This is a genomic window from Achromobacter sp. 01N37 (assembly GCF_056399725.1).
In genome coordinates, this window is the sequence record NZ_JBFTRX010000001.1 from 60,974 (window position 1) to 73,409 (window position 12,436).

Sequence of the window (12,436 nt, forward strand, 5' to 3'; positions counted from 1 at the left end):
TTACTGCGCGACCGTCACGAACACCGGGTTCGAGTAGAACCACAGGTCGTTGTAGTTGCGCGCGTTGATGGCGTTGAAGCGGGCGGCGTTATCTGCCAGGTCCACCTTGGCGTCGGGCAACGGTTCGCCCGCTGCCGTTTCGCCCGCCACGTCCACGCCCAGGTTCGTGCCGCGCAAGCGCAGGTACTGGCTCTTGTCCGCCGTCACCGTCGTCTTGATGACGTTGTAGCCTTCGGCGTCCACCGTCCAGTCGGCGCGCGTGAAGCGAGCCAGCACGCGGGTCGTGGGGTTGGTGTCGGCGTCGTAACCCGCGGTGCCGGCGGCGGCGCGCGTGCCCACGTCGCCCACAATCAGGTCCACGTGGTTGACGGTGGGTTTCACGTAGGTCGGGTTGCCGCTTTCGATCGGGTATTCGTAGTGGTTGCTGTCGGGGCTGCGAAAGCGGATGGTGACTTCCACTTTCTCGCCCTTGGCGGCTTGCAGTTCGCCGCCCATGTGCACAGCGCCCGCCGCGCCCTTGGCCTGGAAGTCCAGCGCGTCGATCAAGTCGCCGAACACACCGAACACGCGGCCGCTCTTCAAGCCCGCGACCACGGCCGCCATGTCGTTGCCGTCTTTCCAGACGTGCGTCTTGGCGTATTCGCCGGGCGCGTAGCCAGAGCTGTACAGGCCCGATGCGGTGCGGAAGTGGAAGTCGGAATCAGCCACCGTCCAAATGCGCCGGCCTTCGCCCAACAGCGCGTCCCACGTGCCGCCCAAGTGCGCGACCAGATAGTCCACGCCGCCATACGTGCGGTTGGGCAGGAAGGCGTTGGTGTAGGCCGTGGCGTAGCCGCCGCGGTCCGGCTCCATCTGGTTGCCCACCATGCCTTCAATGGCGAAGAAGACGGACGGCGCCAGGTCGTTCATCTCGCGCAGTTGCGCGACCGTGTACTTGCCGGCATAGCGCGACGGGTGATTCAGCAGCATGTAGCTGTCGGGGTGCTTGTCGCGCAGCCACTTCAGCGCGGCCAGCGAATCGGCATGCGTGGTGAACGCGCGGGTTTCGCCCGACAAGCGCGACACCAGCAGCGGGTCGAACAGCACGGGGTCGCGGTTGGTGAACAGGTATTCGAATTCGGCCACCGCTTGCAGCGACTTGGCCGACATCGGGTCGTTTGTGCCAATGCCGATGTTCACGTGGTCATGCGTGGGCATGTCCCATTCGAACGACGAAAAGATGATCTTGCCGACATAGCGGCCTGCGGCCTGCGCGCTTTTGATGAAAGGCACTTCGTACTGCGCCATGCCGCTGGAAAACGGAATGGAGCCGCCTGCCAGCGCGGTGCCGGTATGGTCACGGCCAGACAGGCGCAAGTGGTTCGAAATGGCGGCCCAGTCCAGCTTGTAGCGGTCAAAGGCCTGGTCCAGCGCGCTTTCCAGGCTGACTTGCGCGTCGTCCGATTGATACGTGTGCACATGCAGGTCGCCCGCGCTCCAGGCGCCGGTTTCAACCGGCGGCTTCGGCTCAACGGGCGGCGCGGGTTCGGTGACGGCCGGCGGGGTAGGCGCTGTCACGGTTTCGTCATCGTCATCACTGCCGCCGCACGCGCTCAACAGGGTGACGCAAGCCAGCGACAAGGGCATGATGGCCCGCCGCAAGCGGGATACTTCGAACTGCATGGACACACTCCAACGTTTGGCGGCATGCGAAAGGCATGGCCGCAAAACGCGGAACTATGCAGGCGGCGGGTGACGCGGCCATGACAGCCGCGCGTGAGGCGTGAGGCGCGAGGCGCCAGGGCGAGGGCGAGGCGCGAGGGCGAGGCGCGAGGGCGAGGCGCGAGGGCGAGGCGCGAGGGCGAGGGCCGCGGCCGGGTACGGGCAGTACGGGGGATTGCGCGGCTACGGCTTCGCTGCGTTCGCGTCTGCCAGCGCCTGGTTGATGATGGCGTTGGCCGTCCAGCGCACCACGTCCGTCACCGCGGGCAGGTCCAGATTCCAGATGTCCTTCAACACCAGAAACACCTCCGTGCCGTACACCAGCGACAACGCTTGCGCCACGCGCGCCTGCTCGGCCGCCGACAGCTCTGCCGCCAACGGCGCGATGGCGCGCTTCAGGATGTCGACACGGTGGCCGCGCACCAATCGCGGTTCGGCGGTGGACTTGCCCGCAGAGGCTTCGGCGTGCTGCTGCAAAGACACCATGATGGCGGCGCGCAGCGGCGCTTCGTGCGATGCCAGCCGGGGGTAAGCAAAGCGCAGCAGCTCATCGACCCGCGTCGCGGCATCCGGCGCGGTGGAGTCCCACGCCAGGATGGGGCCCAGGCTCTCGTCCACCACGGCGGCGATCAGCGCGCTTTGGCTGGGAAAGTAGCGGTACGCGGTGGCGCGCGATACCTGGGCGTGTTCGGCCAGTTCCGCGACTGATGGCGTAATGCCTTGAGCCATCAACTGCTGCGCGGCGTCCAGCAGCGTCTTGCGCATGCGGGCGCGTGGCCCGTGCGGCGGTTCGCCGCTGGCCGCGGCCTGCCGGCTGGCGGGTGCGATCAGGCGGGCAGCCGCGCCCGATCCGGCGGCGGGTTTGGCAGGGGCTAAGGTTTGACGTGAGACAGGTGTCTCAGTATGATTCTTTCGTCTCATTTCTTGATTCTACAGGCCTAGCGGCCTCACATATCGAGGCGCGCACCGAGTGTAGCCGCCCGCGGAGGAGCCATGACGCATTCGAATCGGCGGGTCTTTGTTGCCGCCACCTACGACACCAAGGGCCACGAAGCCGAGTACGTCGTGAATCTGCTCAAGCGCGACGGGCTGGATGTGGTGTCGGTAGACGTGTCCACCTCGGGCGCCGCCAGCGCGGCGCAGGTGCAGGCGCAAGAGGTGGCGCGCAGCCATCCCGATGGCGTTGACGCCGTCTTCACCGGCGACCGTGGCACCGCAATCGCCGCCATGGCGCTGGCCTTTGAACGCTATGCGGCCGGCCATGACGGCATTGGCGCCATGCTGGGCCTGGGCGGCTCGGGCGGCACCGCGCTGATCACCCCCGCGATGCGAGCCATGCCCATCGGCACGCCCAAACTGATGGTGTCGACGATGGCCTCGGGCAATGTCGCGCCGTATGTCGGGCCCTCTGATATCGCCATGATGTATTCCGTGACCGACGTGGCCGGTCTTAACCGCATTTCACGCCGCGTGCTGGCCAATGCCGCAGGCGCCGTCGCAGGCGCGTTCCGGATGGCGGATAGCATTGCGGCCGAAGACGACAGCCGGCCTGCCGTTGGCATCACCATGTTCGGTGTGACGACCGCCTGCGTGCAGCAGGTAACGCCTTTGCTGGAAACGCGCTACGACTGCCTGGTGTTTCACGCCACGGGCACGGGCGGGCAGTCGATGGAAAAGCTGCTGGACAGCCATCTGCTGGGCGGCGTGCTGGACCTGACCACAACGGAAGTGTGCGACTTCCTGTTCGGCGGCGTCTTGGCCTGCACCGAAGACCGCTTCGGCGCGGTGGCGCGCACGGGCGCGCCTTATGTTGGATCTTGCGGCGCGCTGGACATGGTGAATTTTGGCGGCATGGAGACCATTCCCGAACGCTATCAAGGCCGCCAGTTTTATCCGCACAATCCGCAGGTGACGCTGATGCGCACCACGGTCGAGGAAAACACGCGGCAGGGCGAATGGATCGCCGCGAAGCTGAATCAATGCAACGGGCCGGTGCGCTTTTTGGTTCCCGAAGGGGGCGTTTCGGCGCTGGACGCGCCGGGCCAGGCGTTCTGGAACCCCGAGGCCGATGCCGCCTTGTTCGCCGCGCTGGAAGCGCATCTGGTGCAGACGCCCAACCGCCGCCTGGTGCGCGTGCCGTGCCACATCAACGACCCGCTGTTCGCCAAGACGGCGGTCGATCACTTTCTTGACATTGCTACACACTAAGGATTGCCGTCATGCCGCGTTTTGACCGTAACGAGCTGCTGGACAAGTTTCGCGCCATGGTGCGCGCGCGCACGCCCATCGTGGGCGGCGGCGCAGGCACGGGGCTGTCAGCCAAGTGCGAAGAAGCGGGCGGCATCGACCTGATCGTGATCTATAACTCGGGCCGCTACCGCATGGCCGGCCGGGGCTCGCTGGCCGGCTTGCTGGCCTACGGCAACGCCAACGAGATCGTGGTCGACATGGGCCGCGAAGTGCTGCCGGTGGTGAAGCAGACGCCGGTGCTGGCCGGCGTGAACGGCACCGACCCGTTCTGCGATTTCGATGTGTTCCTGGACGACCTGAAGCGCCAGGGGTTTTCCGGCGTGCAGAACTTTCCCACCGTTGGCTTGATTGACGGCACCTTCCGCGCCAATCTGGAAGAGACCGGCATGGGCTATGCGCTGGAAGTCGACATGATCCGTCTGGCGCACAAGAAGGGCATGCTGACCACGCCCTACGTGTTCAACGAGGACGATGCGGTGGCCATGGCGAAAGCGGGCGCCGACATCATCGTCGCGCACATGGGCCTGACCACCGGCGGTTCCATCGGCGCCGAAACGTCGCAGACGCTGGACGGCTGCGTCGCCGCCATCGACCGCATCGCCGAAGCCGCGCTGGCCGTGCGCCCGGACATCATCGTGCTGTGCCATGGCGGCCCCATCGCCACGCCTGACGACGCCGCGCACGTGCTGCGCGCCTGCAAGCATTGCCACGGTTTCTATGGCGCCAGCTCCATGGAGCGCCTGCCCACCGAACAAGCGCTGACCGCTGCCACGCGCGAGTTCAAAAACCTGACCTTCTAAGAGGCGTTCCCATGCCGCACACCGTACACGTCAGTGCCATCATCCACGCGCCGCTGGACAAGGTTTGGCCCTTGTTCCGTGACTTCAACGGCCTGGCCGGGTGGCATCCGGGCATCGCGCAAAGCCGGCTGGAAGCCGACGGCCGCCACGACGCGGTGGGCAGTGTGCGATATCTGGCGCTCAAGCCCTCGGGCTTTGTGCGCGAGCAGTTGCTGATGCTGGACGACCCCGGCACGGCGCTGCGCTATTCCATCATCGAGACCAGCTTGCCGATGCGCGACTACATCGCCGGCGTGTCGCTGCGCCCCGTCACCGAAAGCGGCCATACGCTGGTGGAATGGTGGGCGGACTTCCGCGTGGAAGGCGCCGAGCTGGCCGACGTGGCCAAGGCCGTGGGCCAGGGCGTTTTCGCGGCGGGGCTGGCGGCGCTGGATGAGAAGGTGCGCGCTGGGTCAGTGCAGGGTTGATCGCGAATTGAGCTGCGGCCCGTTCCGCCTGGCGATCGCCGCTACGCTGCCCGAGCCTTCCTGTTCGCCGCTATGCCGCCAACGTCTTTCTGTTCGCCGCTACGCCGCTAACGTCTTTCTGTTCGCAGCTACACCGCCAACGTTTTTCTGTTCGCCGGCACGCGCTTGCAGCCGGCGGGCAGCACGGCGCCCCGCAGATAGTCATGAATGGCGCGGATCAGCGCTTGCGCGGCGGGGCTTAGCGGATATTCCTTGTGCCGGATGATGCACACCGTGCGCACGACGGTGGGCCGCGCCAGCAAGGCGTACGCCAGGCCGGGTTCCAGTACGCGTTCCGCGGCCAGCGCGGGCAGTAGCGCCACGCCCAGGCCCGCCTTCACCAGCGCCGCTTGCGACGTTGTGCTGGACGCTTCGTAGAAGGGTGCGCCAGCCTCGATCGGCAAGTCGGCGCGGGCGCGCAGCAGCGCCATGATGCCGGTTTCGTCCACCACGCCCACCAGCTTGCGTTGCGCCAGATCCGACCAGCGCATGGTGCCGTCGCGGCCCGGGCGCAGGCTCGCGTCATCGGCGCGGTACAGCACACCGAAGCGGTCTTCCAGCAAGGGATCAAAGCGCAGGCCGGGGGCGTCGGCCCAGCGGCTGGTCAGCCCGAAGTCCACCTCGCGCGCGGCCACTTTGCGCTGGATGCGGCCGGAGTTGTCGTCGCTTAAGTACAGGCGCACGGCCGGGTACTGCGCCGCAAACGCCGCCGCCGCCGGAGCGATGATTTCCGTAATGGCCGATGGCGCCGCCGCCAGGCCCACGCGCCCGCGCTCCAACGCCCCAAAGCGCACCACGTCTTCGATCACGCCATCAAAATCCGCCAGCAACCGCATCACGCGGGGCAAAAATTCTTCGCCCGCCGCCGTCAGCAACACGCGCCGGCTGGTGCGCGCAAAGAGCTGGGTGGCGAGCGCGTCTTCCAGTTGGCGCACCAGGCTCGTCACCGACGACTGCGTTTGGAACAGGCGCTTGGCCGCATGCGTGAAACTGGATTCCTGGGCCACCGCGACAAACGCAGTCAAGTGCTTCAGGGTGACGTGCTTGGGCAGACGATTCATTTCAAACCACGATAGATGGATCAATAAAAACAATTTTTCCAGATTGATCACGCCGACGATACTAGGGGCTTCATCCAGGCAGGGCGATCATGCAACAGGAAAAATTCGATCTGATCATTGAAGGCGGCTGGGTTATTGACGGCTTGGGCGGAGCACGCCAGCGCGCCGATGTGGCGGTAGCGGGCGAGCGCATTGCGGCCATCGGTGACTTGTCCCATGCCGCCGCCACGCGCCGGCTGGACGCGCGCGGCAAGATCGTGGCGCCGGGCTTCATTGATTCGCATGGCCACGATGACCTGATGTTCGTGGAAAAACCCGGTCTGGAATGGAAGACCAGCCAGGGGATTACGTCGGTGGTGGTGGGCAACTGTGGCGTCAGCGGCGCGCCCGCGCCCTTGCCCGGCAACACCGCAGCGGCGCTTGCGCTGCTGGGCGAGACGCCCTTGTTCGCCGACATGCACGCCTATTTCGACACGCTGCGCACGCAGCAACCGATGATCAACGTTGCGGCGCTGGTCGGCCACGCCAATCTGCGTCTGGCCGCCATGCGCGACCCGGCGGCCGCACCCACGCCTGACGAGCAACGCGCCATGGAGCGCATGCTGGCCGATGCGTTGGCGGCAGGCGCGGTGGGCTTCAGCACGGGTCTCGCGTATCAGCCTGGTGGTGCGGCCGAGCAAGCGGAACTGGACGGCTTGGCACGCGTGGCCGCCGCAGAAGGCGCGCTGCACACGAGCCACATCCGCAACGAGGGCGATGACGTCGAAGCGGCGGTAGACGAAGTGCTGTCCGTAGGCCGCAACACCGGCTGCGCGACCGTGCTGTCGCACCACAAATGCATGATGCCGCGCAACTGGGGCAAGAGCTGCGCCACGCTGGCCAACATCGACCGCGCGCGCGCCGAAGGCGTGGACGTGGCGCTGGACATCTACCCGTACCCGGGCAGCTCCACCATCCTGATCCCGGAACGCGCCGACAGCATTGATGACATCCGCATTACGTGGTCGGTGCCGCATCCCGAATGCAGCGGGGAATCGCTTGCCGACATCGCGGCGCGCTGGGGGTGCGGCAAACAGGAAGCGGCAGAACGGCTTTGCCCCGCGGGCGCCATCTACTTTGCGATGGACGACGCCGAAGTTCAGCGCATCTTCCAGCATGACTGCTGCATGGTGGGTTCAGACGGCCTGCCCAACGACGCGCATCCGCATCCCCGTTTGTGGGGCAGCTTCACGCGCGTGCTGGGCCGCTACGTGCGCGAGGCCGAACTGCTGACGCTTGAAGCCGCCGTCGCCAAGATGACGGCCTTGCCCGCGCGTGTGTTCGGGCTGGCGGGCCGCGGCCAACTGACCCCGGGCGCGTGGGCGGACGTGGTGGTGTTCGACGCGGACACCGTGCTGGATTGCGCCACGTGGGAATCGCCCACGCTGCCCTCGGTGGGCGTTGAACACGTGCTGGTGAATGGGCAGCCGGTGTTTCCCGCCGTGGAAGGCATGGCGCGGCCGGGCAAGATTTTGCGGCGCGAGGCCGCGGCAGGGTGATCGCGCGCCAACGTGCGCACCGTCATCACGCCAATAAACAATCAATAACAACCCAATAACAACCCCAATAACAACCCCCCCTATCCCGTAGGAGACAACCCCATCATGATGCGCAAAACCTGTGCCGCTGTGTTGCTCGCGGCCGTGCTGCCCGCCGCCCACGCCGCTTTTCCCGACCACCCCATCACGCTGATCGTGCCGTTCCCGGCGGGCGGCCCCACTGATATCGTCGGCCGTTTGGCGGCGGCGAAGGCGGGCGAGATCCTGGGCCAGCAGATCGTGGTGGAGAACCGCACCGGCGCGTCTGGCACCATCGGCATGGCCGCCACCGCGCGCGCCAAGCCTGACGGCTACACCGTGGGCCTGGCCACGGTCAGCACGCACGGCACCGCGCCGCACCTGTTTCCCAACCTGGCGTATGACCCGGTCAAGGACTTCACCCCGATCAGCAACCTGGTCACCAGCCCCAACATCCTGAGCGTGAATCCGAAATACCCCGCGCAGACGCTGGCCGACTTCGTCACGCATGTGCGCGCCAATCCCAACAAGGACGGCTACGCCAACGCGGGCGCAGGCGGCGTGAACGATCTGGGCATGATCTGGTTTCTGCAACTCATCGGCGGCAAGATGAACAGCATTTCGTACCGGGGCTCGGCGCCCGCGCTGACCGATACGGTGGGCGGCGTGGTGCCGGTGATCTTCGACAACTTCCCGTCGTCGTTGCCGTACCTGAAGAGCCAGCATCTGCGCGCCTTGGCCATCACCGGCACCGAGCGCAACCCGCGCCTGCCGGACGTGCCGACGTTTGCGGAGCAGGGCTACAAAGATTACGACGTCACCGCTTGGTACGGCGTCGTCGGCCCGGCCGGCATGCCGGACGACGTGCGCGACAAGCTGGCGAAGGCATTCGCGCAAGCCGTGCGCGACCCGGCCACGGCGGCCAAGATGGAAGAGACGGGCGCGTTTCCGCTGGGCAATACGCCGACGGAATTTGGCGATCAGATCCGCACGGAACGCGACCGCTGGAAGACGGTGATCGACCGCGCGCAGATCAAGCTGCAATAAGGAAGCGGGGGCGGCATCCGCGCCGGACGAAACGGCTGTAAACCCCGCGTCGGTACTGACGGCTTCAGACGGCATTTGCTAGTACACGCCGCGTCGGTACTGGCGGCTTCAGACGGCGTTGCTAGTACACGCCGCGCCGGTGCTGCCAGCTTCAGACGGCGTTGCTAGTACACGTCGCGCCGGTACCGGCCGTCGTGCTGCAAGGCTTGCAGGCGGTCGTCGCCCAGGATGTCTTGCAGCGCGGCGTCCACGCCGCCCGCCATGCCTTGCAGGCTGCCGCACACATAGATGGCGGCGCCGTCTTCTACCCAGTCCCGCAGCGTGCCGGCTTGCTCGCGCAGCAGGTGCTGCACGTAGCGGCGCTGGGGCTGGTCACGGGAATAGACGGTGTCCACGCGCGCCAGCGTACCGTCGATACGCCAGGCCGTGATCTCGTCTCCGCAGAACGCGTCGTGCGCCGCGTTGCGTTCGCCAAACACCAGCCAGTTGCGGTGATGGCCCCGCGCGCGCCGCGCCTTGATCAGCGCGCGCAGGCCCGCCAGCCCTGTGCCGTTGCCGATCAGAATCAACGGCCGGTCATCAATCGGCGCATGGAAATTACGGTTGGTGCGCACGCGCAGGTCGATCTCGTCGCCCACTCGCGCAATGTGAGTCAGCCAGCCGCTGCCTACGCCCAGCCCGCCATCGGCGCTGCGCATCTGGCGCACCAGCAGTTGAATCGAGCCATCTTCAGGCACCGACGCAATGGAGTATTCGCGGTGCGCCAGCAGCGCGCCACCACGTTCCTGCCGGGGGCCGATTTCAGCGATATCGCCCGCGAGCCAGTGCGGCGTTTGCCCGGCGGGCGGCGTCAACGTCAGCAGATAGCACGGGCCGCCTTGGCTGTCCGGGTTCAGCAGCTTGCGCCCGGTGAGCCGCCAGGTTTCATAGACGGGCGCTTGCCAGTCGGGCAGGTCGCTGCGGCCGGCCAGCAAGCCCAGGTGATGCTGCCAGTGGCGCAGCGCGGCAGGGTCGCCATTGTCCACTTCGACCAAGTCGAACAAGGGGGTGGCGCCTTGCTCATGCAGCCAGTCGTTGAGCCGATGGCCGAAGCCGCAGAACTGCGCGTATTCGCTGTCGCCCAATGCCAGCACGGCGTATTGTGCGCCTGAGAGGGCGGGGGCGGTTGCGTCTGTCGCGGTGGTTGCGGCAGTGGCTGCGGCAGTGGTTGCTGTAGTGGTTGCATTCCTCGCTGCGGCTGTGACTGCGGCTGCAGGCGGGGAAGAAGCTCGGGGCTGCATCTGGCCCGCGAACGCAGCGGCGGCATCGGGCGGGTCGCCTTCGCCGTACGTGCTGGCCACGAACAGCATGCGCCGGTAGCCAGACAGCCGCGCCACATCCAATTGGTCCAGGGCCGCCACGCGCACGCTTAATCCGCCTGCGCGCAGCGACTCTGCGGTCTGCGCGGCGAGCGATTCGGCATAGCCCGTTTGCGTGGCGTAAGCGACAAGCATGGTGTCGTCGGGTGCCGGGGCATTCAAGGCGGCTAGCGCCTGCGCCTGTTGGGCGTCGTGCTGACGGGCGCGCCGCCACGCCCACAGGCAGAGCAGCAACCACACGCCCACCACGCACGCCGCTGCAATCAATCGGGTCAGGCTCATAAGTTCAGCGGGGCAGCGCCAGCGCCTGAAAGGCCGGGGTGGCGATGACGCGGTAAGCGTCGGCATCTGCATCGCGCAGGATGAACAACGCGGCCAGATCGTGACGGCGGGCGTAGGCCAGGCCGTCCGTTTCGCCCAGCACTGTCAGCACCGTGGCCAAGGCGTCGGCCTGCATGCACACCGGGTGCAGCACGGAGACGGACGCGACGTTGTTGCGCACGGGCTGGCCGGTGCGCGGATCAATGGTGTGGGCGTAGCGCGCGTCGCCGCTGCCCGTGTGGCGGCGGTAGTCGCCCGATGTGGCGATGCTGCGGTTTTCCAGCGGCAAGGCCAGCGCGTGGTCATCGCTGGCGTCGGGCACTTCTATCGCCACGCGCCAGGGCTGCCCATCGGGCCGCAGGCCGCGCGCACGCAGTTCGCCGCCCACTTCCACCAGGTATTGCGAGATACCCAACGCATCCAGCGCCATCGCGGCGCGGTCCACGCCGTAGCCCTTGGCGATGGAAGACAGGTCGATATACGCGCCGCCCGGTTGCCACGCGGCTTGAGCGGCGGCGTCCAGCGTCACGCGCTGCCAGCCGCAACGGGTGCGGGCGGCGTCGATCGCAGCAGAAGAGGGCGGTTCGAATGCGCGTTGGTGCGGACCAAAGCCCCAGGCGTTCACAAGCGGCCCCACGGTGGGGTCGTAAGCGCCGCCGCTGTCTTCCGCCAGCGCCAGCGCGTGGCGCAGCACATGGAAGAAGCCGTCGGGCAAGGCCTGCCAGCCGGGCGCTGCTTGATTGAAACGCGTGATGTCCGAGTCCGCTTCCCACGTGCTCATCTGCGCCACCACCTCGTCCAGCGCGGCCTGGATGGCGCGCCGCGCGGCGTCGCTGCCGCAGCCGGCGGGCAACTCCATGCGCGCGGACCAAGTCGTGCCCATGGTCGCGCCCGCCAGCGCGGCAAGCTCGGGCAGCGGCGCGGGCATGGCGCCGTAAGCCACGCGGACGACGGGACCCGCCGCGCCGCGTGGCGCGTAGGAAGGGGGCGTGGACACGCGTGTCCGCTTAGGGTTGCAGCACTTCGACGGTGCCGGCGTACGACAGGCGGCGCTTCTTCGCTTGCGGCACGGTGACCTTCGCGTCTTCCAGACCGGCTTCAATCCAGTACAGGCCCGGCTGCGCCCACTTCACTGCGAACTTGCCGTCCTTGTCGGTCTTCAGCTTGATTTCGCCGACCTTGTCGCGATAGCGGCTGCCGCCCGGCACGACGTTCACTTCCAGTTCAGCGGCGGGCTTGCCGTCAATCAACATCTGGAACGTGGCTTCTTCGCCCGTGAACAGGTCGTTGGGATGCGTGACCGGCGCAAGCTCCAGGCCACGGCCCACCGGCTTGACGGGCGTGGGCTTGCCCGCCGTCACGAACGTTTCGACGCGGCCCAGGCTTTGCGACACTTCCAGCTCTTGCGCGTTGGCCGGCACGGCTTGCGCCATGCCTTCCACCTTGCCGAAGTAGCGCTTGTTCTTGCCGTCTTCTTTCCAGCGTGCGAACACGCCGTCGTTGACGACCGCCACGCGGTAGGTGCCGCTTTGCTTTAACTGCAAATCAAACGTGCTGCGCAGCTTGCCGCGGTTCAGGTTTTCGGCTTCGGCGGCGCTGCCATCGGGCGCGACGACGGCCAAGCCGTCCAGGCGCAGCGGCGCGTGGTTGAAGTAGAACTTGTCGTTGCCAACAGCGGCATCGACGGTGATCCAGCTGTCGGTGCCCGACAGCACGGTGGACGACGGCACCATCCACACGTCATGCGCGTGGGCGGCGAAGGGCAGGCACAGCGCCAGGGCGGCGGCCAGTTTGGCGGCGGATTTCATGGTTGCGCTCCTTGAAGGCGTGTAGGGG

Annotated in this window: 11 protein-coding genes; 5 read left to right on the plus strand and 6 right to left on the minus strand. The window is 66.9% G+C overall.

All coding sequences use genetic code 11. The annotated features are described in order from the left end of the window. Both AC1DSJ_RS00280 and AC1DSJ_RS00285 read right to left on the minus strand, forming a co-directional pair. Complete coding sequence (locus AC1DSJ_RS00280; RefSeq protein ID WP_441370755.1) at positions 1 to 1,662, minus strand: CehA/McbA family metallohydrolase domain-containing protein; 1,662 nt, start codon at positions 1,660 to 1,662, stop codon at positions 1 to 3. A 222-nt stretch (positions 1,663 to 1,884) separates the two neighbouring features. Further along, positions 1,885 to 2,532: a TetR/AcrR family transcriptional regulator gene (locus tag AC1DSJ_RS00285; protein WP_441371064.1), complete on the minus strand. Its 648-nt coding sequence runs from the start codon at positions 2,530 to 2,532 to the stop codon at positions 1,885 to 1,887. 162 nt (positions 2,533 to 2,694) lie between these two features. Between AC1DSJ_RS00285 and AC1DSJ_RS00290 the strand changes: the two genes are divergently transcribed. The 3 genes from AC1DSJ_RS00290 to AC1DSJ_RS00300 are packed head-to-tail and all read left to right on the plus strand — an operon-like array spanning position 2,695 to position 5,218. Next, on the plus strand, positions 2,695 to 3,909 hold the full coding sequence (locus AC1DSJ_RS00290) for a Tm-1-like ATP-binding domain-containing protein (RefSeq protein WP_441370756.1): 1,215 nt from the start codon (positions 2,695 to 2,697) through the stop codon (positions 3,907 to 3,909). A gap of 11 nt (positions 3,910 to 3,920) precedes the next feature. Next, on the plus strand, positions 3,921 to 4,751 hold the full coding sequence (locus AC1DSJ_RS00295) for a phosphoenolpyruvate hydrolase family protein (RefSeq protein ID WP_175169397.1): 831 nt from the start codon (positions 3,921 to 3,923) through the stop codon (positions 4,749 to 4,751). An 11-nt stretch (positions 4,752 to 4,762) separates the two neighbouring features. Then, positions 4,763 to 5,218, plus strand: a complete 456-nt coding sequence (locus tag AC1DSJ_RS00300) for an SRPBCC family protein (protein ID WP_441370757.1) — start codon at positions 4,763 to 4,765, stop codon at positions 5,216 to 5,218. 128 nt (positions 5,219 to 5,346) lie between these two features. On the opposite strand, the gene AC1DSJ_RS00305 is transcribed toward AC1DSJ_RS00300, so the two are convergent. After that, entirely contained in the window at positions 5,347 to 6,318 is a 972-nt protein-coding gene (locus tag AC1DSJ_RS00305) for a LysR family transcriptional regulator (protein ID WP_441370758.1), read from the minus strand. 89 nt (positions 6,319 to 6,407) lie between these two features. On the opposite strand from AC1DSJ_RS00305, the gene AC1DSJ_RS00310 reads away from it, so the two are divergent. Further along, positions 6,408 to 7,856 carry an N-acyl-D-amino-acid deacylase family protein gene (locus tag AC1DSJ_RS00310; protein ID WP_441370759.1) on the plus strand — a complete coding sequence of 483 codons (1,449 nt, stop codon included), beginning with the start codon at positions 6,408 to 6,410 and terminating at the stop codon, positions 7,854 to 7,856. 105 nt (positions 7,857 to 7,961) lie between these two features. Then, positions 7,962 to 8,921, plus strand: a complete 960-nt coding sequence (locus tag AC1DSJ_RS00315) for a tripartite tricarboxylate transporter substrate binding protein BugE (RefSeq protein WP_441370760.1) — start codon at positions 7,962 to 7,964, stop codon at positions 8,919 to 8,921. A 164-nt stretch (positions 8,922 to 9,085) separates the two neighbouring features. Here AC1DSJ_RS00315 and AC1DSJ_RS00320 read toward each other — a convergent pair whose 3' ends face one another. The 3 genes from AC1DSJ_RS00320 to AC1DSJ_RS00330 all read right to left on the minus strand — a co-directional run bounded on the left by AC1DSJ_RS00320 (position 9,086) and on the right by AC1DSJ_RS00330 (position 12,408). Next, positions 9,086 to 10,561, minus strand: coding sequence for a sulfite reductase subunit alpha (locus AC1DSJ_RS00320; protein WP_441370761.1), 1,476 nt, complete (start codon positions 10,559 to 10,561; stop codon positions 9,086 to 9,088). A gap of 4 nt (positions 10,562 to 10,565) precedes the next feature. After that, positions 10,566 to 11,528 (minus strand): FAD:protein FMN transferase, encoded by a 963-nt coding sequence (locus AC1DSJ_RS00325; protein ID WP_441371065.1) that lies wholly within the window; start codon positions 11,526 to 11,528, stop codon positions 10,566 to 10,568. 79 nt (positions 11,529 to 11,607) lie between these two features. Continuing rightward, a complete protein-coding gene (locus AC1DSJ_RS00330; RefSeq protein WP_054424900.1) occupies positions 11,608 to 12,408 on the minus strand; it encodes a DUF4198 domain-containing protein in 801 nt (266 codons plus the stop codon). Positions 12,409 to 12,436 lie beyond the last annotated feature (28 nt).